This is a genomic window from Pseudomonas sp. NPDC089406 (assembly GCF_044900265.1).
Lineage (GTDB): Bacteria > Pseudomonadota > Gammaproteobacteria > Pseudomonadales > Pseudomonadaceae > Aquipseudomonas > Aquipseudomonas fakonensis.
In genome coordinates, this window is the sequence record NZ_JBJDNC010000001.1 from 169,114 (window position 1) to 192,854 (window position 23,741).

The window sequence follows — 23,741 nt, forward strand, 5'->3', positions numbered from 1 at the left end:
TTTTTTAAGAGAATTAGGAATCTGTACGAAAACCTTGGGCGAAAAGATTGGGGGCTTTCTGGGCTGCCTGCACGGCGGTGAACTCAGTCGGGAAATCCCCCTGCAAGGCGCTGCATTTCTGAGCTGCCTACACGGCAGTGAACGCACCGATGAAAAGGAAATAGCGCTCGATCTCTTTCTGAGCTGCCTACACGGCAGTGAACGCACCCAGGCCTGATGGAGCTGCGAGGCCGCCTTTCTGAGCTGCCTACACGGCAGTGAACTGCTGATCAGTCCGAGCGGCGAGCCGGCGCAATTTCTGAGCTGCCTACACGGCAGTGAACCCTCGATGCTGGCCAACCCCTGCCTTTCCTTTTTTCTGAGCTGCCTACACGGCAGTGAACCGAACAACATCGCAAGCGGCACGGGAGGTATTTTTCTGAGCTGCCTACACGGCAGTGAACTCCCCGCTCAACCGGGCGCGTGTGCGCGCGAGTTTCTGAGCTGCCTACACGGCAGTGAACGCGCAGCGCGCCAATGGTCCCTTTGCGGGAATTTTCTGAGCTGCCTACACGGCAGTGAACATCAGCTGGACCTCGCTGAAGGCGATGCTCGATTTCTGAGCTGCCTACACGGCAGTGAACATGGCGGCGTTACATTTGGCCCTGCAACGGTATTTCTGAGCTGCCTACACGGCAGTGAACGGCCGAGGAGGTGCTGATCTGATGTCGCTCGGTTTCTGAGCTGCCTACACGGCAGTGAACTAGAGCAAAAAGCCCCTAACTAATTGAAGGTAATAGATAAACTCACGCGATCACTACCAAACCCCTTTTTCTGACCACCCTCGTAAGTCATTGATTTATCGAGGGTGGCCAGTCACTCCAGAAAAAAGGGTCAGAACCACGGCACAGTAGCAACGCTGCTCAGCCCATACCCCCCAAACGTCCCTTCACAGCGTTCATCGACAATCCCCCCCTGGCGCACGAACAACCTGAACAACTGGCCACTGGTCTGGCTGCGCATTTGTGCAAACGGCAGCGCGCACTGCTTGCCTGTGTTATCAGGAATGCGCTGCCGGGCCTCTTCGGCACTGATGCCGTGCCGCTTGATCAGCCGGCGGCGTAGGCGTTCGGGGTTGCTGTCGACTTGCACGCGTGACACGCTTCGGAAGCGGACCTGCTCAGGTATTGGCTCAGGCCCCAGCACCTCTGTGTGGTCACGCATGCCGCTGAGCCAGTTGAGCGCTTGCAGGCTGTCCAGCGCTACCAGGTTGCCATGTACACGCAGGCGCGTACCCAGGCTTTGCGGTTTCAGGCTGTAGCCCGGGAAGCTGACGCCGATATCGTCGCGGCGCAGGTCATGCAGGGCCCTGTGCAGCTTGGCCAGCAGCGCACTCATCAGCATCGGCTGGGTGAACTCGGGGTCTGGCAGCAGCGTCAGTTCGAGGTAATGGTCCATGGCTCAGCCCGCCTCGCCGAACACACCACCGCGAATCAGGGTGGCGATCACGAAGTGCTGCTGCTCCAGCGCTGGCACCTTGTCCTTGAGCACCCAGGCATCGAGCAGCGAGTAGAAGTCATCCTTGCTCTTGTTGCGCGGCTGGCGGTAGGCCTTGCCCTGGGTGGTTACCGAGCCATAGGGTTCCACGGCGATCGGGCCGTTGGCCTCGGCTTCTTCGTACCAGGTGTCGATGCTGCGCAAGGCGTTGCCGACCTTTTGCGAGTGCAGCCCGGCAATGCCGTCGACTGTGTACAGGGTTTTGCTCTTGTCGCCGCGGCTGCGATCCATGATCAGTTCCTGCGACGGGAACACCTCCTGGCCCGCGCCCAGGCGTGCCAGGGCGGTCACCCGCAGCAGCACGTGCTGTTCACCCAGCAGGCCATTGCCGATGAGCTGGGCCAGGTCCTTGAGTGCAGTGGCGTTGGCGCCGTGGCTGTCGAAATGGCGCAGCGACAGGCTGAATGCATCGAAGGTCCAGCTTTGCTTGGCCTGGCCGTCCACCAGTTGTTCAACCAGCACTTCGACCTGCTCGGCGCCAATGCGGTTGCGCCACAGAAAGCGTGCATTGGCCAGGTTGCAGGCATAGCGGTAGGCCAGCGCTTCGAAGCCGTTGTTTTCGACGTAGCCTTTGACCGTGGCTTGCAGCTTGTGCCGGTAGGCCGCGTCGTTGCAGGCCGAAGGTTGGCCGATGTTGCCCAGCACGCGTAGGGTGAAGGACACCTGCAGGGTGTCGGCGTCGTGGGGCAGGGTGGCGACGTCGATGGTTTGCAGGTTGGGCTTTTGTACTTCCGCATCCAGCTTGGCTGGGTCCAGGTCTTTGCTTTTCATGCGGTTGGAGATGGTGCCGCGCACGGACTTTTCGCGTACTGCAATGGGCGCCCAGTGGCTGCGCTTTTGCCAGTCACCGGCCTGGAACAAAGCGTCGGAAGGGTCGAGCTTGCGTTCGAAGGCCAGTACGGAAGCAGTCTTGAGGGTGTCGGTAGTCATTGGCAAATCCTTCTGTAATGAAATGACGGCTTCAGTCGAAGCTGTGCTCGAGTTCGGGTTGGTAGCCGTTGCGGCAGCGGTAGAGGCCGGTGTGCAGATCGGTGGTTGGGTACCAGAGCAGTTGCTCGACTGACTCCAGCCGGTGCGGGCTCAGCCATTCGCCGATGCTGTACAGGCTCTCTGCCAGGCACAGGGGCGTTTCGTTGTCGCGGGCATTGGCCACCGAACCGGCCGCCAGCGCTGGCGTGAGTGCGCCGTAACCCACGGGGATGGGTACGACCCAGCCAAGGCCCTGGCGGTCGTTGTGCCAGATGATCTTTGCATCGGCATCGGCATCGGCATCGGGCTCGCCTGCGTGCCAATTGATACGCGCCAGCGACAGCAGGGCATCCAGTGCGGTGGCGTCGGGCTGGTTGGCTTTCAGCTCGTCGTGGCGCAGCAGCAGCAGGTCGGGGCGTTCGACCAGGGTGAAGCCGGGGAGCCAGTTCGGCACTGTGCTGGCGAACACGTCCAGCCGGTCGTCTTCGCTGCCGCCCAGCGGCATGAAGTACGGCACATGCTCGGCGCGGTGCTGGCGCGGCGGTACCAGGCTGCCGCCCGCCACTCGCATGCCGTAGAGCAGGTCGAGCAGTTGCCGGGTGAGTGGGCCGGTATGGGTCGGGTCATCCAGCGCAGCGCCCTTTACGCCCAGCAGCAGCGTGAGCTCCAGGTGTATGCGGCCTTCTTCGACGATGGGCGAGGGGCTGCCGCTGCGGTCATTGGGGTTGCGGGTGAGGTGCAGGGTTTTCACGTAGCGGTCAGGCGTCGCCTGCTCTTCGTGCCGGTGCACCACTACACCAACGGCAGGGAAGCGCAGGTCGATACCGGCTGCCCGGGCCTTGCGCTCCATGGCCCACATCAGCCCGATGAACGCGGTCATCGACGGAAAACCGTGGGTCAGGGGGCTGGAGATGGCGTTGGCATTCTGGATACGCAAGCGGGGCAGGACCAATATCGCTTCAAGGTTCGGCAGTTCAGACACCGGTGGCCTCCTTCGGTCGGTCGGCGAAGCCGAGGGTATGCTCCATGGCTTTGCGTGCCCATTGCTGGTGCTCGGTATCGCTCACGGCGAAGCCTTTGCGCAGTAGCAGGCCGTTGAGCCAGAGGGCGTAGTTTCTCGCGACGGCTTCAGGCCAGGTGTGTTGCTCGACGGCGTGGAGGAAGGCCTGGTCTTCATCTTCGTAGCCTTCGCGAACGCCCAGGCTGGCGCGGCCGGGGTCCAGCCAGGCCTGCTCGCACACAGGCAGCAGGCATTGCGGGTCGCGAGTCCAGCCGGCGGTGGACTGGCTGCGGATGGTCAAACCGAAGGCGGTCAATGCCAGGCCCAGGGCGCGCTCGATGCGCTTGCGCCGTTCGCGGTTTGGCTGGGTGGCCGCTGGCTCTTCCTTGATGAAGTTGCACAAGGCATTGAGCTGGCGCTGCACACCCTCGAAACGCTGGAAGCGCTGAAAGGCCGACTCCACTGTCAGCAGCGGCTTGCTAGGCAGGGTTTTCCAGGTAGGCGGCAACGAGGCGAGCAGGTAGTTGACGCCGCCCCGCTCGCTGTTGAGCTGGCTGATGTTTTGCGGTTTGGTGCCGCCCAGCTTGCGGGCCACCAGGTCGCGGTATTCGCGATAGAGGCCGGGGTGTGGCTGCTTAGCGCGTCGCGCCTGGCGGGCCAGCTTGTTGGCTTCGCCAAAGCGTGCGTCGTTGATATCGGTGTGCACGGCATGCACCAAGCTGCTGGGGAACAGCGGTTGCAGCAGGTGGAACGAGGCGTTTTGCGTGACATCACCGCCCACGCACCAGTACAACTGCTTGGCTTTTTCGTGGGAGACCACTGGCTCACCGTGGCGGACCAGGCCTTTGAAGGCTGTGGCCCAGGCCTTGGCCTGCTCGGCTTCTGGCGACAGAGCGCTCAACAGGTCTGCATCGTCTTGTTGCAGCCATTCCAGCAGTGACCGGCCTTCGACCGGCAGCTTGAGAAACTTGTACACGTCCAGGGCTGCAGCGTTGCCGACGATGTCGGTGGCGAATTGATCGCCCAGCGTGTGGCTACCGACTTCGTCGCGGGCGGGGAGTGAGTGGGGGGCGACGAACAGGCTGCTGCCGCGGGCGTCAGGGTGAGTGGCCTTGAGTACGTGGGTCACGGCCTGGATTTGCGTGACGCGGCGGGCAGCGTCGGCGAGCCAGGTGGTGTAGTCGTACTTGGCAGCGGTGGTGGGGTCGTCCTTGCCGTTGAGCTTGGTGTCTCGGCGGTCGGTGATGAATTGAGTGATGGTGGATTTGAACAGGTGTGTTCGGGAGAGTTTTTCTTCCATAAGCAACTCTGTTATCGCCGTGCAGGCAGTTAAAGAAACCAGCCAAACCGAACTGACTGGGAGTAATTTGCATGATGGCTCTTGGCTATTGTTTATCTGTTCGTGCTTTTCTTGGCAAACCCTAAAATTGGGTGATACCGCCAGCCGCCGTCGTTCGCCGGGACGGATACCGGTGTGAACCTTCTGGCGCACTCCTCCAGAGTAATGCTCTGATCTGCCGCCAACTCCTCCAATTGCACCAACAAATCGAACTCCCCCCATGGCTGGATACCCACACCCATATGCGCTTGCAGGTCGACTGTGCTCAGCATCAGATCACTGGGTAGGCTAACGGGAGGCTTACGCCGATCCGGCTGATGCAGCATGTGCAGGCATAGCCGCTCCCCATCCTCGTCGGGTAGAAACACCAAATCGACCATCCGCTGCGTCTGCTTGCGGAACGGTTGATGCTGCGGGAGTGCGTGGGTCAGCGCTGCATCGGGGAACAGCCAGGCGCAGGTAGCATCCAGTTCGTCCTTGTCTGCGTTGGGCAGCATCAAGTCCGTCAAGCGGCGATGCTCGAGGTCTACCAGGTTTTCCTTGGGGTTCTGATCATGCGCTGGGCGAGGCTGGATACGTGGGCGAGCATTGAAAGGGGCCAGGTCTTCCAACAGCAGCAGCTTGTTCAGATTGTGAGTGTTCAGGCGGAACGGGTGCTTCACGTCACTCACGTCATGTTCGAAACCCGGATAGACAAATGCTGCATCGTTCTTCCCCCTTGGCTTGAAGGTGTTTTCGAAATGCTTGAGGTTGAAGTTGAACACCAGCACGTTGGGGGCATGGCAGGGCTTTCGCCGGTGCCTTTGTACCCGCCCGGCCACTTGAACCAGCGAGCGCATTGACGACGGCTCGACGATGGCCCAGTCATAGTCGTGGTCGCGGCCCACTTCTGTCACTGGCGAGCCGAGTACCACGAACAGGTGCTCCTGCTCCGGATAAGCGTCCAGTGCCTGGCGTATCTCTGGCAGGCCATAGACGGCCTCGCGCTTTTTACGGTTGAGGCAACGGTCAAGCCGGGCTTCGATGGCCGAGCGCAGGATCAGCGGGAAGCGCGAGTGATACACGCACAGGTGAATGCGCAGCCCAGGTGCTGCACCCTGTTTGAACAGGGCGAGGGCGACGTCGAACATGGGTTCGATGTTGGCCATGCGGATGAGGCCGAAACTCACCCGTTTGCCGCTAATTGGGCAGGTTTCTGCATGGTCCGCGTGGGCTCGTCGCATTGTCTCGTGAAGTTGCTGTGCAAAATGTTCGCGCACCTGGGCTTCGGAACGTGGTGCTGCCAGGTCCCAAGTCAGTCGCTCTATGATGTGAACGGGCTGTTCGCACGCTTTGTCCAGCCCAATGACCCTTTGCGCCACGAATGCAGCGTGTTGATCGGCAAAGGCATCTGCATCCCTGTGGCTACTTGCCACAGCCGTGAATTCGTCCACCCACAGGCAGGGAATGTTTTCTGCTGGTTGCAGCGCGCTACCCGGTTCACCACGGTTACGCCGGTACTGCTGGCGCCCGGCAAGGTAGGCGTGGAACATGCCTACCACTAGAGCAGGTGGTAGCGTGGCCGAAGACAGCAGCACCCTCGTCCCTAGCATGCCAGCCCAGTGCATCAGGCGGGTGAGTGCGGGTAAATCGCCAAGGTCGAAGTCATCGAGCTCATCCAGTACCAGGTCGCCGCTCATCAACCTCAATATCGGCGCAGTCTGTCGACCGCCTCGCTGCGCCTCAGTCGCTGGCATCAGCTGATCGATGGTGCAGACCAGCATCGGTGCGCACAGCATGGCGCGTATGTTCCGCTCGCCCATGGCCTTGCCCAGCAAGCCATGGTTATCGGTATTGCCTTCGTAGAACACATGGCTGTCTTCGTCGATCAGGCTTTGGATGGAGGCCGAACCGAGGTTCTCGTGCTGGGCTTCGAAGTATTGCTGCAGCAGCCCGGCGTCCGAGCCGCCGACACGGATGGCCAGTTCGTCGTCGCCCAGGTGCAGGTCTTGCCGGTAGCTCTCACCGGTTTGCCGGGTGAGGGTGCGAAGGCCCAGGGCAAAGGCGCAACGCAGGCCGTGCCGAGGCTCGGCCAGGGCGTTCATGATGCGTGCGTTGGCCAGAGTTTTGCCGCAGCCGGTGGAGGCCATGTTGATGATGAAGGCGCCGTGTTGCAGGCTGGCCTCGCGCAGGCCTGCGGCCTGATCGGTGGCCTTGTTCTGCCAGCGGAAGCGGTCTTCGCTGCTACGTTTACGCAGGCCTTTATGCTGGGCCAGGGCAGGCAGGTGGCGTTCGAATCCGGGTAGGGCATGGACGATGCTGGCGGCCATTCTGTCCACCCCTAGCAGGTGCTCGTCCAATGGCTGGCGGGGGCTGCCATCTTCATTGGTATTGGCGTAGAGCGGAGTGCGGCCGTCACCCTCGATGCGTCGTGAATCTTTGATGCCAAAGCTTGAGTAATAGCGGTCGCCGAGCATCAGGCTCAAGCGGGCCAGGTGCATCACATAGGGGTTGTTCAACCAGTCGCCCTTGCCGGGCTTGTTGCATAGCGCCAACAGCTTGGTGGCCACTTTGGCAGCCTTGGCCCGCCACTTCGGTTCGGTCACCGGTAAGCCGTGTTCGAACTGCCAGTAGTGTTGCAGTGGTTCCGGGCTTTCGGGGTCGGGCAGTTCGTTCCACAGGTGGGTGATGTTGTGCAGCAATTGCCCCAGTTTGCGCCGGTTCAGGTCGCGGGTCGGCTTGCCAAAATAGTTGGAGTTGCGATCAGTACGTTCATCTTCAAGGTTGGGCACCACCGGCAAGCGATGGTGGCTGACCACCAGCCAGCCAATGGCGGCGGCCAGTGGTGGCAGCTGGCGAAACGGCGGCGGGGTGTGTTCATCCAAACCATCGCGCATCAGCCGCCCGGGCGCCAGCCAGCTGGCGTCGTCCTGCGAGCTGGGGGCCATCAGCCGTTGCAGCCAGGTGGCGTCGTCATCTTCGCCGACGAAGGCTTGGAACAGGCGCAGTGAAATCCATTCGTGGCGGTACAGGTTCTTTGTTTTGGGGCGCGGACCCAAGCGTGCCTGGAACGATGCACAGGCCTTGCCCAGGTCGTGCAGCAGCGCTGCCATGCGCGCCAGCAACTGGATGTCTTCGGCGGTGTGCCAGTCGTTTTCGTCCTGCTGGCGCAGCACGTTGCGTTGGGTGCTGTTGGTGGGGACGCTGCCTTGGGCGTTGAAGCGGCTGGCATCGCCCACCACCCACAGCAGCTCGCTGTGATCGAGGCCACGGACCCAGTGGCAGGCCACGGCGGTGTTGCGCCGGGCGGTTGTTTTCAGCAGGCGGCGCAGGGTGTCGAGGCCGGCCTTGGTGATTGGGGTTTGCCAGGTACGGTCGCCGCGCCGCTCGGCGAACTGGTCGAGGATGCGCCGGGTTTCGGTGAGGGCGCGTTTGTCGCATTGCGAAATCAGCAGAATGTTCACGAAAGCGGTGCCCCCAACTGCTGCGCCACGGCCTTGAGGCTGTCGATCATGAAGTCGAGGGCTTCGTTGCGGGTGAGGCTTTCGATGCAGGCCTGGCGGAATGCTTGCTCATCGTCGCCGCGCATGGCCGAGATGAACGCCTGGGGCAGGATCAGGCCGTCCTTCACCAGGTCGGCGGCATCGAACACCAGCCCGCCACGGCGGGTTTTGCCATGCAACACGGCCAACCCGTGCGGCAACCCGAGCACCCAGGTGGCAGTGGCGCCCAGGCCATAGGCCAGGTAGTTGCCGTGGTCGAGAAAACTGTTGGCCGGGTCGGCACCGCTGCCGCGCTTGGCGCGGGTGAAGTCGCCGTAGCCGGTGGCGTTGGCGGCGAGCTTGAACAGTTGCTTGGTCAGGCGGGCTTCTTCGAGCAGCAGGGCGTCATGGTTGTGGGCCTGCTCGATACGGGCGAGCGATTCGCTGATCAGGTTGTTGAGTGTGGCTGGGGTGATGTTGAAACCGGCTTTGTCGAACGTGCGGCTGCCCAGCCATTGCTTGCCCAGGTAGTCCAGGCGCAGGCGCTGGAAGGCCTTGGCCGCTGCCAGGCGCTGGTCTGCATCGAACCAGAACGACACCCAGCGTTGCAGGTATTCGGTGGGGCGGTACTCGCTTTGCGGGGAGAACCAGGCGACGTCGATATCTACTTCGTTGGCGCTGAACAAGGGCGTTGCGCCGCTGCCGCAGAAGCCCACCAGCACGCCGGCCCGCGCCAGTTCGCGCATGGCCGCCTGGGTGACCGAGGTGCCGGTGCCCAGTAGCACAGTGGTGGTGTTGGCGATGGGGATGTTCCAGTAAAGCGATTGCTTGCCGGCGTCGGTGACGTATTCGACCCGGCCGCCTTTGACCAGCACGCGGCAGTGTTGCAGGTAGTAGATGTTGGCGCGTTTGGAGTGAAGGATGCTCTTGAGGTCGGACGAGGGGATGCCTTCCATGGTGGCCTTCTGCTCGTTGGGGGAGGTGGGTGTTATAGCGGAAATGGGGAGGGCAGGGGGCGGGATTCTGTTGCGGGAGGATTCTGGTTGAGGGGCGTGAAGGATGAGGCGTTGACCCTTTTTTTCTGAGGGTGGTGAAGGAGCTTTTAAATCAATGAGTTAGGAACGGGGGCGAAAAAAGGGTTTTTGGCGGGAGGAGGATGGTTTTTGTTTTGGGGGCAATGGGTTATGGTTTTTGGGCTCTAGTTCACTGCCGTGTAGGCAGCTCAGAAAGAAATCCCAGGCTTTGGCGATTCGCTGCCGTTGTTCACTGCCGTGTAGGCAGCTCAGAAATCAACGCCGCCGGTGGCGATCAATTGGTCACCGTTCACTGCCGTGTAGGCAGCTCAGAAATCGCAGATTTCGGCGATCGTGACCGCCATTGGGTTCACTGCCGTGTAGGCAGCTCAGAAAAGTGATAACCAACTGGGTACCGTCGACCTTGAGTTCACTGCCGTGTAGGCAGCTCAGAAATACAGTGCTAGTGATACTCGTAATCTGCACCGGTTCACTGCCGTGTAGGCAGCTCAGAAATGCAGGGCGGGCGCTGTCGCCGGCGTCGGTCAGTTCACTGCCGTGTAGGCAGCTCAGAAATCCAGGTACCTCCGCATACCTTCGTTGATGGCGTTCACTGCCGTGTAGGCAGCTCAGAAAAGTCGCCAGGGTGTTGCAGCCACTTGCGTTGCGTTCACTGCCGTGTAGGCAGCTCAGAAATGGCTGGCCCTGGACGGTGATCGGTGCGTTGAGTTCACTGCCGTGTAGGCAGCTCAGAAAACTTGTCCAGCAGTGCGAGCCTGCTTGAACTGGTTCACTGCCGTGTAGGCAGCTCAGAAATTACCGCCATCGCATTCAGTGCTGTTGTCATGGTTCACTGCCGTGTAGGCAGCTCAGAAAAGGGCGAGCGGATCACGAACGTGACGCTGTCCGTTCACTGCCGTGTAGGCAGCTCAGAAATGGCGTGGCTTCACCCATGTCGATGGTTTCGTGTTCAATGCCGTGTAGGCAGCTCAGAAAATCAGCTCCGACCTGTCCCTGCAGGATCGCTGGTTCACTGCCGTGTAGGTAGCTCAGAAAAAGGGCCGGAACAGCACGAACATGGAGTCGCTGTTCACTGCCGTGTAGGCAGCTCAGAAAATCTGGATTTCCTTGGCGCCCTTGGCCTTCGCGTTCACTGCCGTGTAGGCAGCTCAGAAACGCCCCGGTGGAGGTGCTCAACGACCTTAACGGGTTCACTGCCGTGTAGGCAGCTCAGAAAGAACGCGTGAGGATCCGAGCGCAGCGGCCCTTGTTCACTGCCGAACAGGCAGATCCATCAACCCGGCCAAGCCTGCCACTCAACTCACCCCTCAGGCCGCCCCGCCTCAATCCATCGCGTCACCTGCTTCATCGTCAGCCTGTACCGCGCACAGTTGTGCAGCGCCAGTGCCCGCAGCTCACTTTCCAGCAATGGCTGGAACACAGCCCGCTGCTCGTCCGTCAGCAGCAACCCTGCCAGCGCCTGCTCCTTGGTAAGCCCATCGCGCACCACTGCCCCAATGGCCTCGTTCAATGCCTCCCGGAACTGCAGGCGCACTGGGTCCGCCACGCCCATGGCTTCGAGCATCACGGCGTACTTGCTGATTGAGCGTCGGTAAACCCACTCGAACAGGTCGATGGCCATGCTCATGTCGCCTTGCTCGTATACGCCCATCATCGCCAGTGCGTAGTCGTGCGGCGCGACATCCAGAAACGACAGCGGCGCGCAGTTGTAGAGCATCAGCGGAATGTTGGCCGCAAGCCGGCTGGTGCGCTTGTTGCCGTCTTCGAACGGTTGCAGATAGGCCAGGTTGACCCACAGGAAGAACGCCGCCTCGACCGGGTTCTTGACCTGGCGGGCCTTGTCGAGGACCAGTTCGAACATTTCCTCCAGCAACGAAGGCACCTGGGTGGGGATGTAGGTGGTGTCGCTGATGTTGACCAGGGTCTGGCAGATGCTGCCCAGGGCGCTGGTGTCTGGCAGCAGGTCCTGCATCAGCAGGGCGTGCAGGTTGCGGATGACGGGGGAGGTCAGGCCGTATTCGGGAACGGCGTCGATCATGAACTCGATCGCCGCCTTGTGGTTGAGCAGCATCACGGCATCCAGGTCGCCGTCGGTGATGCCGCTGTTGAACAGGCGCTCGGTGTCGAGCAGCGAGTAGCGGTTACCTTCCAGGCGTGAGGACGACCAGGAGAGGTCGATCAGCAGTGGTTCCAGCACCTTGCGCGCGTAGGTGCCGGCGGGCTGCTGGCCACGCATGCGGCCCTCCAGCTCCAGCCGGGCGGCCAATGGCGCAGGGAGCCAGTGGCTGAGGTTGGGGCGGTAGGTGTCTACCAGGGTGCGGTGGTAGGTAACGATTTCTCGGCTGGCCAGCGGGCGTAGCAGGGAGGTGCGCAGGGCGAGGCTTGCCGGGGACCAAGGGAGGTCGGATTGGAAGTTGTGGTCGGCCTGTGGTGCAGGGGCCGGTTGAGTGGCCAGATGGTAGCTGGTGCTGCGGCCTGAGCGTTCTCGGCGGATTTTGCCGGTGGTCAGCAATAGGTCGAGGTGACGCTTGGTGGTGGACCAGCTGGTGTTCAGTTGGTCGGCCAGCTGGCGTGAGCTGACGCCGGGGGACGAGGCCAGGAGGGTGAGGATTTGGTTTTGAAGAGACATGGGGACCGACTCAGCTCAATTGAGCTCAAATATAGCTCAATGTAGCTCAAATTGAGCTCGATACAGCTCATGGGGGTGAGCTGGGTGGACCCTTTTTTTCATCGGGTAGGGGAGGGGTATATAAATCAGTGAGTTAGAGATGGGGCGGGGAAAAGGGTTTTTGGCAGGTGAGGGGTGGTTTCTGTTTTGGGGTCAATGGGTTAAGGTTTTTGGGCTCTGGTTCACTGCCGTATAGGCAGCTCAGAAATGGGCGAGGAGCTGCACAAGCAGTTCCCTGGCGTTCACTGCCGTATAGGCAGCTCAGAAATGATACGGCTGGAACTTGCCCATCTCGCCTTTGTTCACTGCCGTATAGGCAGCTCAGAAATCGATGCGCAGGTTCGCGGTGACCTTCATGCGGTTCACTGCCGTATAGGCAGCTCAGAAATCAAGGTCGACGCCGTGAAGACCCCCGGTTTTGTTCACTGCCGTATAGGCAGCTCAGAAATGGGTGCCCAGGGCCTCGCCTTCGCTGAACTCGTTCACTGCCGTATAGGCAGCTCAGAAACGTAGTTGGTAAGACTTACATCCGGTCATTCGTGTTCACTGCCGTATAGGCAGCTCAGAAATGTACGGCTGGCAAGCGTGGCCCATTGGGGGCGTTCACTGCCGTATAGGCAGCTCAGAAATGGTACAGCCCGCCGGCATGCCGGCGATCACCGTTCACTGCCGTATAGGCAGCTCAGAAAAGTCACCTGGATGAGGCCACGGCCACGGTACTGTTCACTGCCGTATAGGCAGCTCAGAAAAGCAGTTCACCGGCATCGAGTCGCTGCACTTCGTTCACTGCCGTATAGGCAGCTCAGAAAGACAAGCGTGAGACCGACAGCCTTTCTGCTGAGTTCACTGCCGTATAGGCAGCTCAGAAAAATGCCTTTGTCCTGTTCGACGCCGGCGTGCCGTTCACTGTCGTATAGGCAGCTCAGAAAATCACCTTGCCGGCGGCCAGCCGCCTGATGGATGTTCACTGCCGTATAGGCAGCTCAGAAAGAAGTCGGTCTTCGCGATCAACGACGGCCAGTGTTCACTGCCGGATAGGCAGCTCAGAAAAGGTGACGATATCGTTGCCACAGTCGATGAACGTTCACTGTCGTATAGGCAGCTCAGAAAATCTGCAGCAGGTCGGCGAGGGCGATGCCGCAGTTCACTGCCGTATAGGCAGCTAAGAAATCACCCCGGGTGCGCAGCGTCGAGCACCGCATGTTCACTGCCGTAGGCAGCTCAGAAATGCCTGTAAGAGCAGGCTTGCGCCTTTTGTTGGATGGCACCGGCGTTGCCGGTGATCGCGGGCAAGCCCGCTCCTACAGGGGGAGCGTCCTGGTTCAGGTTTGCCTGTTACGGCCCAGCTCTACATCGTCGATCACGGCCTTGGCCATGTCGCTTAGCAGGTGCGCTCCCCAGCCTAGGTTGGCCTCGCCGTCGGTGGAGGCCAGCAGGGTCATGCGCTTCACGCAGGTCATGATCGCCGAGGCCTGCTCCATTGCCATTTTTGCATCCTGGCCGGCTGCTACGCGGAACAGAGGCTGATCGTCGTCGCCATAACCGAAGCCGGTCACGCCGGCAGTCTTGTCGCTCATTTTGATCACTCCCTTGTTCAGTGCCTGACCTGGATCTTGCCCAGGGCGGTTTCCACCAAGGTGCTGGCGGCTTCGAGTTCGTGCATGGTTGCCAGTGACAGGCCGCGGCCTGATGAGGTGATTTGCTGCAGGGCGTTCTGGTGGGCGACTGCGATGGCGCTGAACAGGCGTTCGGAGATCTGGATCAGCAGGTCTTCGAGGGCGTTGGACAGTTCGGGGGAAAGGGGGGGGGGGGCGGGGACAATCTTCAACATGGTGGTCTCCCAGCTTCATGAACAGGAGCCACCACCATTTGCTGTCAAACAAGAGGGTGGCGGCGGTACGTGGGTTGACAGACCGAGGAAGCTAGGAACCCGGCGCACTCGAAAGTGCCCCACGCACAACCGCCATAAAAAGACAGCTAATGCGTTGGTAGCTTCGGGTCGGCCTGTCAAAGCCGGTCGTTGAATGTGCAACGACCGGCCGAGACTAGAACCCGATCCAGACCACCGCAATGGCTTGAAAGGCCCCGGGAGTATGTTTGGGAAATGGACTACAGGGAATGGGGAAAGTCTTAGGAATTAGGCTTAGTGACTGGGCTGGTCTTACAGAAATCATCATTGCTGGAGAGTTCTTTTGCATGGAGCGGGCACAGCCACCCGGCGCGAGTGGCAACGCGCTGAATTCCCCTATGACTCAACAGAAAGTTACTGTTTCTGTAACTTTCTGTGCAGTGATCACGTGGCAGGTCTACACTAAGTTTCACTTTCCGTGACTTTCTGTAGAGTCATCAAAATGCACAACCAGCCCTTGCGGCGCCTGTACCAAGGCCTTCAGCAACTGGCCACCCCGCAACGCTACCTCTTTACCCCGGCGGATATGCGCGTGCTGGTGCGCGACATTTCCGACCGTGCCTACCGTGCCTTGCTGAGCCGGGCGGCCGATGACAACATCCTGATCCGGCTGTGCCGTGGCCTGTATCTCTATACGCCGGCCAAACCCAACCCAGGGCTGGTGCTGTACCACGCCGCCGCACGCCTGCGGGCGCACAGCCTGAACTACATCAGCCTGGAATCGGCACTCAGCGATGCCGGGGTCATTTCCCAGCTGCCGCTGAACTGGCTCACCCTCATGTCGTCCGGGCGCACGCAGGTCATTCGTTGCGGCGCATTCGGGACCCTCGAGTTCATCCACACCAGCCGCAAGGCTGCCGAGCTTCAGGGCCAGATCGATTACGACGAGCGCTGCCGGCTGTGGCGCGCCAAGCCAGCCCTTGCCTTGGCTGACATGAAGCGCACGCGCCGCAACCTGGACCTTATCGACTGGAACATCGCCAATGAACTTGTTTGACCAACTCGTCCAGCAGGCCCTGGCCAACACCCCCGACCTTGCCCCGCTGCAGGTGGTCGTGGAAAAGGAGCTGCTGCATCACGACATCATGCGCATCCTGAGCGAGAGTGGCCTGCTCAAGGACCTGTGCTTTATCGGCGGCACCTGCTTGCGCACCTGCTATGGCTCAAGACGGCTCAGTGAAGACCTCGACTTCACCGGTGGCGCCGGCTTTCAGCGCGAGGACTTTGCCTCGTTGAAAGAAAACCTGATCGCAAACCTGAACGACAAATATGGCCTGCAGGTGGAGGTCAGCGAGCCCCTGCGCGAGGAGGGCAATGTCGACACCTGGAAGCTGCGGGTTCAGACCCGCCCCGAGGCCAGGAGCCTGCCAGCGCAGAAAATCCATATCGATATCTGTGCCATCCCCTCCTACCAGCCCAGGCCGATGACCTTGTTGAACCCTTATGGCGTCGACATGGGCACCGAAGGTTTGATCGTCAATGCGCAAAGCCTTGAAGAAATCTTTGTCGACAAGCTGCTGGCCTTCGCCCTGCGCCGGGGGCGCATCAAGAACCGTGACCTGTGGGACATTGCCTGGTTGAGGCAGCGGGCTGTTACGCCGGCTTATGAGTTGGCCGAGCGCAAGCTTGCGGACCATGCATTGAGCACCCAGGCGTATTTGCAGCTGGGGGAGGGGCGGGTGGCGAGCCTTGCAGTTGAGCAGACGCAGCGGGATTTCCAGAACGAGATGCGGCGGTTTTTGCCGGTGCAGGTGGTGACGCAGACGGTGGATAACCCGGCGTTCTGGGGGTATGTGGTGCAGAGCGTGCGCGAGCATTTTGAGCAGATGCGCGGGCATCTTGCTGGCGGGGGTAATGGCGGGGGCTCTGGGTTTTTGATGTGAAGGCACAGCGGGGGCGTTTGTTTGTGCGGGTGCTACCGCTCAACCAGCGTCACATGAGCCTGGGGGCGGAAGAGGTAAATGTGCTCTTGAGTCTGTGCGATTTGCTCGATCTGGTACATGAAATGAACCTGCAACTGGCCGGGCACATGCATGGGTCGGCGCTGCCATCAACCAACGCAGGTGCATTCAATCAGGCTGGGGCGTTGGCGCAAATGCTATTCAGCCATTTGAAGAGCTGGGTGGACCCTTTTTTTCATAGGGTGGGGGAGAGGTATATAAATCAATGAGTTAGAGATGGGGTGGGGAAAAGGGTTTTTGGCAGGTGAGAGGTGGTTTCTGTTTGGGGGTCAATGGGTTAAGGTTTTTGGGCTCTGGTTCACTGCCGTATAGGCAGCTCAGAAATTGCACAGGCCGAAGCTCGGGAATCCACATCCGTTCACTGCCGTATAGGCAGCTCAGAAAAGCAACTGGGTCAAACCTCAGCCCAAATTATCGTTCACTGCCGTATAGGCAGCTCAGAAATGCGGCGCCATCGCTACCCAGCAGCGCCAGGCGTTCACTGCCGTATAGGCAGCTCAGAAATCCGTGCCAATCAGGTAGCAGGGCTCAGTTGCGTTCACTGCCGTATAGGCAGCTCAGAAAAGAACGCGCTCCTCAGTGCGTATCAAGACCAGGTTCACTGCCGTATAGGCAGCTCAGAAATTCAAGTAAATCGTGTTGAATGTCAGACCAGGGTTCACTGCCGTGTAGGCAGCTCAGAAATTCCGCCCGTAACGCCGCCCGCCAGAAGCGAAGTTCACTGCCCTCTAGGCAGCTCAGAAATGCCTGTAAGAGCAGGCTTGCGCCTTTCGGTGGATGGCACCGGCGTTGCCGGTGATCGCGGGCAAGCCCGCTCCTACAGAGGAACGCGTCTTGGTTCAGGTTTGCCGGCTACGGCCCTGATCACTCCCTTGCCTAGGGCGGCTTCACCCGATCCAGACCACCGCAATGGCTTGAAAGGCCCTGGGAGTATGTTTGGGAAATGGACTACAGGGAATGAGGAAAGTCTTAGGAATTAGCTGTAGAAGCTGTACCTGATTTTCGACTGGGCGCAATCCAACTGGCCCATTCAGTGGTCGACTTTGTCAACATAGGCCTCGAAGAACCAGTCCGGAACATCCTCGGAACGATACTCAAGCAAGCTTCCATCAGTGATCTCTGCCAGCAGCACGGAGCTGTCACCCGAGTTATCAAAGATGTATGCCCGATGACTGGCCGCCACGGCCTGCGGCAGCAGCGCCAACGACTTCGCATAGCGCTCTCGCACCTTGTCCGGGGCGACTGGGTGACCGCCTTCGTGAACACGGATTGCGACGCGGTCTACATTGATGTCCGGGTCTTCGGTCGAGACGAAATACAGATATGTGCGGTATCCCGCAGCCTGCGCCTCGCGCATGAAGTCGACTTTGCCTGGGTGGGACATCACCGTTTCAAAGGTAAAGCTCATATCGTGATCGAGCAGGTACTGGCGAATGAAGTCGGCGATGACAGAGGCGAAGTAAGAGTCGACCTGGACAGCGCGATAATCGACTTTGTTCTCGATCAAACCCAACCGATTGACCTGCTCGGTCAGGCCTTTCTTGATCAGCAGGTAGTGGCGTGCATGAAAGGCGAGCAGTTCCGGCAGTTCGGGGGCCATGCCAAATGCCGACAAGTCGATAAAGCCCGTGGCCTTGGCCTGCTTTTCCAGTTCGTCAGCATTGACGTAGATTCTTACCAGGGCTTGGGGAAGGCTTTCCTTGATGGTGCTCTTGCCGGACCCGTTGGGGCCTGCGAACACTCGAAGCCGGGCCACCCGGTGATTACCCTTCGATACGCCGTACGTGGATGACTTCGCCAACCTTGACCTTGCGACGTGGCTTGGCTTTGGCGATCACGACTTTCTGGCCGTTCTGGGAGATGCGTACCAGGTTGCCTGCCTCGATGACCAGTACGCCGTCTGGGCTGGCCGCCAAGGCGCGGGAGTGAGCCGTGGAGGTCGCCACACGGGCTTGCCCGGAAATCTGGTTTTCCATGTCGTCCAGTTCGCGGTCTGGCGCTTTGCGGTGATTGCTTTTCATAGAAACGCTCCACACAGGCATGCAGGTCGGCCTGTGGTTCAGATCATAGCGTTGATGCCGGCCGTGCGACAGGGGGGACCCTGGACGGGCCATCGCGGGGCAAGCCCGCTCCCACAGCCATGGCTGGCCCGCGCCCACAAGTGCACAAACCAATGGCCAAAAAAAAACCGACCATAAGGTCGGTTTTTTTCAGATTTGGTGCCCCGAGGGAGACTCGAACTCCCACTCCTTTCGAAAACGGATTTTGAATCCGCCGCGTCTACCAATTCCGCCATCAGGGCTTGTGGCGCCGCAGTATAGAGAGGGTCATGGGGGCGGTCAATCGGCTTTCATGGTCAATTTTCATGCATTGGGCTAAACTTCCCGGCCCTGCCGAACCGAACATCATCATGCGCGTCGCCGATTTTTCCTTCGAACTCCCAGACTCCCTCATCGCCCGCCACCCCCTGGCCGAGCGTCACGGCAGCCGCCTGCTCGTGCTCGACGGCCCCAGCGGCGCGCTTGCCCACAAGCAGTTCACCGACCTGCTCGACTACCTGCGCCCCGGCGACCTGATGGTGTTCAACAACACCCGGGTGATCCCGGCGCGGCTGTTCGGCCAGAAAGCCTCCGGCGGCAAGCTCGAAGTGCTGGTCGAGCGCGTGCTCGACAGCCACCGGGTGCTGGCCCACGTACGGGCCAGCAAGGCACCGAAGGAAGGCGCGCTGATTCTCATCGACGGCGGCGGCGAGGCCGAAATGGTCGCGCGCCACGACACGCTGTTCGAACTGCGCTTCACAGAAGAAGTGCTGCCGCTGCTGGAGCGCGTCGGCCACATGCCGTTGCCGCCGTACATCGACCGCCCCGACGAGGGCGCCGACCGCGAGCGCTATCAAACGGTCTACGCCGAGCGCGCAGGCGCCGTGGCGGCGCCCACCGCCGGGCTGCACTTCGATGAAGAGTTGCTGGCCAAGATCGCCGCCAAAGGCGTCGAGCGCGCCTTCGTTACCCTGCACGTGGGCGCTGGTACCTTCCAGCCGGTGCGGGTCGACAAGATCGAAGACCACACCATGCATAAAGAGTGGCTCGAAGTGAGCCAGGATGTGGTCGATGCGGTCGAAGCCTGCCGCGCCCGGGGCGGGCGCGTGGTTGCCGTGGGCACCACCAGCGTGCGCTCGCTGGAAAGCGCGGCCCGCGACGGCGTGCTCAAGGCGTTCAGCGGCGATACCGACATCTTCATCTTCCCGGGCCGGCCGTTCCATGTGGTCGACTGCCTGGTGACCAACTTCCACCTGCCGGAGTCCACGCTGCTGATGCTGGTCTCGGCCTTCGCCGGTTACCCCGAGACCATGGCTGCCTACGCGGCGGCGGTCGACAACGGGTACCGCTTCTTCAGTTACGGTGATGCCATGTTCATCACCCGCAATCCGGCGCCACGCGGCCCAGAGGATCAAGCATGAGTCGCACCTGTCGAATGTCGTTCGAACTGCTGGCCACCGACGGCAAGGCCCGTCGCGGCCGCATCACCTTCCCGCGTGGCACCGTCGAGACCCCGGCCTTCATGCCGGTGGGCACCTACGGCACGGTCAAGGGCATGCTGCCGCGCGACATCGAGGCGATCGGCGCCGAGATGATCCTGGGCAACACCTTCCACCTGTGGCTGCGCCCGGGCACTGAGGTGATCAAAAAGCACAACGGCCTGCACGACTTCATGCAATGGAAAGGCCCTATCCTCACCGATTCCGGTGGTTTCCAGGTGTTCAGCCTGGGCGCCATGCGCAAAATCAAGGAGGAGGGCGTGACCTTTGCTTCGCCAGTAGATGGCTCGAAAGTGTTCATGGGCCCGGAAGAGTCGATGCAGGTGCAGCGCGACCTGGGCTCGGACGTGGTGATGATTTTCGACGAGTGCACCCCGTACCCGGCCGAGCACGATGTGGCGCGGACCTCCATGGAGCTGTCGCTGCGCTGGGCCCAGCGCTCGAAGAACGCCCACGCCGACAACACCGCGGCGCTGTTCGGGATCGTCCAGGGCGGCATGTACCAGGACCTGCGCATGCGCTCGCTGGAAGGCCTGGAAAACATCGGCTTCGATGGCCTGGCCATTGGCGGGCTGTCGGTGGGCGAGCCCAAGCACGAGATGATCAAGGTGCTGGACTACCTGCCGGGCCAGATGCCGGCTGACAAACCTCGTTACCTTATGGGGGTAGGCAAGCCGGAAGATCTTGTAGAGGGTGTGCGCCGCGGCGTCGACATGTTCGACTGCGTGATGCCGACGCGCAATGCGCGCAACGGCCATCTGTTCGTTGACACAGGAGTGATCAAGATCCGCAACGCGTTCCATCGCCACGATGAATCGCCGCTGGATCCGACCTGCGACTGCTATACCTGCACCAACTTCTCCCGCGCTTACCTGCACCACCTGGACAAGTGCGGCGAAATGCTGAGCAGCATGCTGAATACCATCCACAACTTGCGCCATTACCAGCGCTTGATGGCCGGTTTACGCGAGGCTATTCAACAGGGTAAATTGGCCGCCTTTGTCGACGCCTTCTACGCCAAGCGCGGGCTCCCAGTGCCGCCCTTGGACTGACTGTCCGCATCCATTATTAGAAAATATTGCATTAGGAGTGCCCAATGAGCTTCTTGATTCCCGCCGCCTACGCGGACGCAGCAGCCCCCGCCGCCGGCCCAGCCGGTACCGGCTTCGAGTGGATCTTCCTGGTCGGTTTCCTGGTCATCTTCTACCTGATGATCTGGCGCCCGCAGGCCAAGCGTGCCAAAGAGCAGAAAAACCTGCTGGGCAACCTGCAAAAAGGTGACGAAGTGGTCACCAACGGTGGTATCGCTGGCAAGATCGTCAAAGTTTCCGATGACTTCGTGGTTCTGGAAGTGTCGGACAACGTCGAGCTGAAGTTCCAGAAGGGCGCAATTGCCGCGACCCTGCCAAAAGGTACGCTCAAGGCTATCTGAGTTACCGGTTTCATTTTTCCAGTCGGGGCGCGCAAAGCGCCCCGCGTCTTGAACGGGCGGCGTGATGCTGAACAAATACCCTCTGTGGAAATATGCACTGATCGTGCTGGTACTGGTGGTCGGTTTCATTTATTCCGCTCCCAACCTTTACCCGGATGACCCGGCGGTGCAGATCAGCGGTGCCAGCTCGGCGCTGCAGGTGAACCAGGCCGACCTCGACCGCGTCAGCAAGGCGCTGGCCGATGCCAAGATCACCGTCAAGGGCGCAAGCCTGGGCGAGAAGGGCAGCGGGCTGATCCGCTTGACCAGCCAGGAAGACCAACTGCCGGCCAAGGATGTGGTGCGCCGTGCACTGGGCGATGATTACGTCGTGGCCCTGAACCTGGCCCAGACCACCCCGCAGTGGCTGCGCAACCTGGGCGCAAGCCCGATGAAGCTGGGCCTGGACCTGTCCGGTGGTGTGCACTTCCTGCTGGAAGTGGACATGGACAAGGCCATGACCGCTCGCATGAAAGTCTACGAAGGCGAGGTCAAGACCTTGCTGCGCAAAGAGCGCGTCCGCTACCGCAGCCTGCCTCAGCAGGATGGCGGCATCATGCTGGGCTTCGCCGACGATGCTACCCGCGAACAGGCCCGTAGCCTGATCCGCAAGAATTTCAATGACTTCGACCTGACCACCACCGAGCGCAACGAGCTCGCCGTGCTGCGTCTGGCGCTGACTCAGGCAAAAGTCGCCGAGATCCGCGAATACTCGATCAAGCAGAACCTGACCACCGTTCGCAACCGGGTCAACGAGCTGGGCGTTGCCGAACCGCTGGTACAGCGCCAGGGTGCCAACCGCATCGTGGTCGAGCTGCCAGGCGTGCAGGACACCGCAGAAGCCAAGCGTATTCTCGGTAAAACCGCCAACCTGGAGTTCCGCTTCGGTGCCGAACCGGGCGCATCCAAGGCCACCACCGAGGTGTTCGAGTTCCGTGAAGGCGGCCGCTCCGCGCCGGTCGAGCGTGGCCTGATCATCACCGGTGACCAGGTGACCGACGCCCAGGCCAGCTTCGACGAGCACGGCCGCCCGCAGGTGAACATTCGCCTCGACGGCCACGGCGGCGAGCTGATGAGCCGTGCTACCCGCACCAACGTCGGGCGCAGCATGGCGGTGATCTTCATCGAGCAGAAGCCGGTTACCCGCTACGTCAAGCAGACTGTCGACGGCGTCGAAAAAGACGTGGCCGTGCAGAGCTTCCAGGAAGAGAAGAAGATCATCAGCCTGGCGACCATCCAGTCGCCGCTGGGCAGCCAGTTCCGCATCACCGGCCTGAACGGCCAGGGTGAATCGTCCGAACTCGCCCTGCTGCTGCGTGCCGGTGGTCTGGCCGCGCCGATGTACTTCGCCGAAGAACGTACCATTGGCCCAAGCCTGGGTGCCGACAACATCACCAAGGGTATCGACGCATCCCTGTGGGGCATGCTGTTCGTCTCGCTGTTCATCATCGCCATCTACCGCGGCTTCGGCGTGATCGCCACCATCGCCCTGGCGGGCAACATGGTGCTGCTGCTGGCCCTGATGTCGCTGCTGGGCGCTACGCTGACCCTGCCAGGTATCGCCGGTATCGTGTTGACCATGGGTATGGCGGTGGACGCCAACGTGCTGATCTTCTCGCGTATCCGTGAGGAGCTCAAAGCCGGCATGTCGGTGCAGCGCGCCATCCACGAAGGCTTCAACCGTGCCTACACCGCGATCATCGACGCCAACCTGACCAGCTTGCTGGTGGGCGGCATCCTGTTCGCCATGGGTACCGGCCCGGTCAAGGGCTTCGCGGTTACCATGTCCCTCGGGATTTTCACCTCGATGTTCACCGCGGTCATGGTGACCCGTGCCATGGTCAACCTGACCTGTGGCGGGCGTGACATCAAGAAGCTGTGGGTTTGAGGGAGCTGCGATGAAAACCATCAACTTCATGGGCGTGCGCAATGTCGCGTTCGCCATTACCGTGCTCCTCACCGTGCTGGCGCTGTTCAGCTGGTGGCAGAAGGGCCTGAACTTCGGCCTGGACTTCACCGGCGGTACGCTGATCGAGCTGACCTACGAGCGCCCGGCAGACCTCAAGGCCGTACGTGCCGAGCTGGTCGACTCCGGCTTCCACGAGGCCGTGGTGCAGAGCTTCGGCGCTACCACCGACCTGCTGGTGCGTATGCCGGGTGATGACCCGCAACTGGGCAACAAGGTCGCTGCTGCCCTGCAAAAGGCCGGCGGTGACAACCCGGCCACCCTCAAGCGCGTCGAGTTCGTCGGCCCCCAGGTGGGTGAAGAGCTGCGCGACCAGGGCGGCATGGGCATGCTGCTGGCGCTCGGCGGCATCCTCATCTACCTGGCGTTCCGCTTCCAGTGGAAGTTCGCCGTGGGCGCGATCATCTCGCTGATCCACGACGTGGTGGTCACCCTGGGTATCCTGTCGTTCTTCCAGATCACCTTCGACCTGACGGTGCTGGCGGCGGTACTGGCGATCATCGGCTACTCGCTGAACGACACCATCGTCGTGTTCGACCGGGTGCGTGAGAACTTCCGGGTAATGCGCAAGGCGTCGCTGATCGAGAACATCAACGTCTCGACCACCCAGACCCTGCTGCGCACCATCGCCACTTCGGTGTCGACCTTGCTGGCCATCGCCGCGCTGCTGTTCTTCGGCGGCGACAATCTGTTCGGCTTCTCCCTGGCCCTGTTCATCGGTGTCATGGCGGGTACCTACTCGTCGATCTACATCGCCAACGTGGTGCTGATCTGGCTGAACCTGAACAGCGAAGACCTGATTCCGCCGGTGAAAACCGAGGGTGTGGACGACCGTCCGTAACGGGTTTTCCTACGCCGCTTGGCGTAAAGAGAGGCGCGAGTGTTGAAC

Annotated in this window: 18 protein-coding genes, 1 tRNA gene and 4 CRISPR repeat arrays; of the genes, 7 read left to right on the forward strand and 12 right to left on the reverse strand. The window is 60.9% G+C overall.

The window, feature by feature from the left end; all coding sequences use genetic code 11:
• Positions 1-55 precede the first annotated feature (55 nt).
• Positions 56-743: a CRISPR direct-repeat array (repeat unit 28 nt; unit sequence TTTCTGAGCTGCCTACACGGCAGTGAAC).
• Positions 744-873: 130 nt separating this feature from the next.
• The 9 genes from cas6f to ACI2KK_RS00760 all read right to left on the reverse strand — a co-directional run bounded on the left by cas6f (position 874) and on the right by ACI2KK_RS00760 (position 13,838).
• Positions 874-1,437 (reverse strand): type I-F CRISPR-associated endoribonuclease Cas6/Csy4, encoded by a 564-nt coding sequence (cas6f, locus tag ACI2KK_RS00720; RefSeq protein ID WP_404667521.1) that lies wholly within the window; start codon positions 1,435-1,437, stop codon positions 874-876.
• 3 nt (positions 1,438-1,440) lie between these two features.
• Positions 1,441-2,466 carry a type I-F CRISPR-associated protein Csy3 gene (gene csy3 / locus ACI2KK_RS00725; protein WP_404667522.1) on the reverse strand — a complete coding sequence of 342 codons (1,026 nt, stop codon included), beginning with the start codon at positions 2,464-2,466 and terminating at the stop codon, positions 1,441-1,443.
• Between the two features lie 31 nt (positions 2,467-2,497).
• Positions 2,498-3,487 (reverse strand): type I-F CRISPR-associated protein Csy2, encoded by a 990-nt coding sequence (csy2, locus tag ACI2KK_RS00730; RefSeq protein WP_404667523.1) that lies wholly within the window; start codon positions 3,485-3,487, stop codon positions 2,498-2,500.
• On the reverse strand, positions 3,480-4,805 hold the full coding sequence (gene csy1, locus ACI2KK_RS00735) for a type I-F CRISPR-associated protein Csy1 (protein ID WP_404667524.1): 1,326 nt from the start codon (positions 4,803-4,805) through the stop codon (positions 3,480-3,482). Before csy1 ends, csy2 begins: the two co-directional genes overlap by 8 nt.
• A gap of 92 nt (positions 4,806-4,897) precedes the next feature.
• On the reverse strand, positions 4,898-8,287 hold the full coding sequence (cas3f, locus tag ACI2KK_RS00740; protein WP_404667525.1) for a type I-F CRISPR-associated helicase Cas3f: 3,390 nt from the start codon (positions 8,285-8,287) through the stop codon (positions 4,898-4,900).
• A complete protein-coding gene (gene cas1f, locus ACI2KK_RS00745; RefSeq protein ID WP_404667526.1) occupies positions 8,284-9,261 on the reverse strand; it encodes a type I-F CRISPR-associated endonuclease Cas1f in 978 nt (325 codons plus the stop codon). Before cas1f ends, cas3f begins: the two co-directional genes overlap by 4 nt.
• A gap of 245 nt (positions 9,262-9,506) precedes the next feature.
• Positions 9,507-10,615: direct repeats of the CRISPR family, unit length 28 nt; unit sequence GTTCACTGCCGTGTAGGCAGCTCAGAAA.
• Positions 10,616-10,639: 24 nt separating this feature from the next.
• Complete coding sequence (locus tag ACI2KK_RS00750) at positions 10,640-11,968, reverse strand: Fic family protein (protein ID WP_404667527.1); 1,329 nt, start codon at positions 11,966-11,968, stop codon at positions 10,640-10,642.
• Positions 11,969-12,187: 219 nt separating this feature from the next.
• Positions 12,188-13,237: direct repeats of the CRISPR family, unit length 28 nt; unit sequence GTTCACTGCCGTATAGGCAGCTCAGAAA.
• 92 nt (positions 13,238-13,329) lie between these two features.
• Positions 13,330-13,584: a DUF3077 domain-containing protein gene (locus ACI2KK_RS00755; protein ID WP_217886415.1), complete on the reverse strand. Its 255-nt coding sequence runs from the start codon at positions 13,582-13,584 to the stop codon at positions 13,330-13,332.
• Between the two features lie 17 nt (positions 13,585-13,601).
• Entirely contained in the window at positions 13,602-13,838 is a 237-nt protein-coding gene (locus ACI2KK_RS00760) for a hypothetical protein (RefSeq protein ID WP_404667528.1), read from the reverse strand.
• Positions 13,839-14,358: 520 nt separating this feature from the next.
• On the opposite strand from ACI2KK_RS00760, the gene abiEi reads away from it, so the two are divergent.
• Together abiEi and ACI2KK_RS00770 are read left to right on the forward strand one after the other, a co-directional pair.
• On the forward strand, positions 14,359-14,913 hold the full coding sequence (gene abiEi / locus ACI2KK_RS00765; RefSeq protein WP_404667529.1) for a type IV toxin-antitoxin system AbiEi family antitoxin: 555 nt from the start codon (positions 14,359-14,361) through the stop codon (positions 14,911-14,913).
• Complete coding sequence (locus ACI2KK_RS00770) at positions 14,900-15,799, forward strand: nucleotidyl transferase AbiEii/AbiGii toxin family protein (RefSeq protein ID WP_404667530.1); 900 nt, start codon at positions 14,900-14,902, stop codon at positions 15,797-15,799. The genes abiEi and ACI2KK_RS00770 overlap by 14 nt, the downstream gene beginning before the upstream one ends.
• A 374-nt stretch (positions 15,800-16,173) precedes the next feature.
• A CRISPR array of direct repeats spans positions 16,174-16,622; the repeat unit is 28 nt; unit sequence GTTCACTGCCGTATAGGCAGCTCAGAAA.
• A gap of 285 nt (positions 16,623-16,907) precedes the next feature.
• Here the strand turns inward: ACI2KK_RS00770 and ACI2KK_RS00775 are convergent.
• The 3 genes from ACI2KK_RS00775 to ACI2KK_RS00785 all read right to left on the reverse strand — a co-directional run bounded on the left by ACI2KK_RS00775 (position 16,908) and on the right by ACI2KK_RS00785 (position 18,179).
• On the reverse strand, positions 16,908-17,633 hold the full coding sequence (locus ACI2KK_RS00775) for a zeta toxin family protein (RefSeq protein WP_404667531.1): 726 nt from the start codon (positions 17,631-17,633) through the stop codon (positions 16,908-16,910).
• Positions 17,634-17,640: 7 nt separating this feature from the next.
• Positions 17,641-17,898, reverse strand: a complete 258-nt coding sequence (locus ACI2KK_RS00780; protein WP_404667532.1) for a hypothetical protein — start codon at positions 17,896-17,898, stop codon at positions 17,641-17,643.
• Positions 17,899-18,094: 196 nt separating this feature from the next.
• Positions 18,095-18,179, reverse strand: a tRNA-Leu gene (locus ACI2KK_RS00785).
• Between the two features lie 108 nt (positions 18,180-18,287).
• Here ACI2KK_RS00785 and queA point away from each other — a divergent pair.
• From queA to secF, 5 genes are all read left to right on the forward strand, one after another.
• On the forward strand, positions 18,288-19,337 hold the full coding sequence (queA, locus tag ACI2KK_RS00790) for a tRNA preQ1(34) S-adenosylmethionine ribosyltransferase-isomerase QueA (RefSeq protein WP_404667533.1): 1,050 nt from the start codon (positions 18,288-18,290) through the stop codon (positions 19,335-19,337).
• Positions 19,338-19,351: 14 nt separating this feature from the next.
• Positions 19,352-20,467: a tRNA guanosine(34) transglycosylase Tgt gene (tgt, locus tag ACI2KK_RS00795; protein WP_014589748.1), complete on the forward strand. Its 1,116-nt coding sequence runs from the start codon at positions 19,352-19,354 to the stop codon at positions 20,465-20,467.
• A 44-nt stretch (positions 20,468-20,511) separates the two neighbouring features.
• A complete protein-coding gene (yajC, locus tag ACI2KK_RS00800) occupies positions 20,512-20,847 on the forward strand; it encodes a preprotein translocase subunit YajC (protein ID WP_138218914.1) in 336 nt (111 codons plus the stop codon).
• Positions 20,848-20,911: 64 nt separating this feature from the next.
• Positions 20,912-22,774 carry a protein translocase subunit SecD gene (secD, locus tag ACI2KK_RS00805; RefSeq protein WP_404667534.1) on the forward strand — a complete coding sequence of 621 codons (1,863 nt, stop codon included), beginning with the start codon at positions 20,912-20,914 and terminating at the stop codon, positions 22,772-22,774.
• A gap of 10 nt (positions 22,775-22,784) precedes the next feature.
• A complete protein-coding gene (gene secF, locus ACI2KK_RS00810; protein ID WP_404667535.1) occupies positions 22,785-23,693 on the forward strand; it encodes a protein translocase subunit SecF in 909 nt (302 codons plus the stop codon).
• The last annotated feature ends 48 nt before the right edge of the window (positions 23,694-23,741 follow it).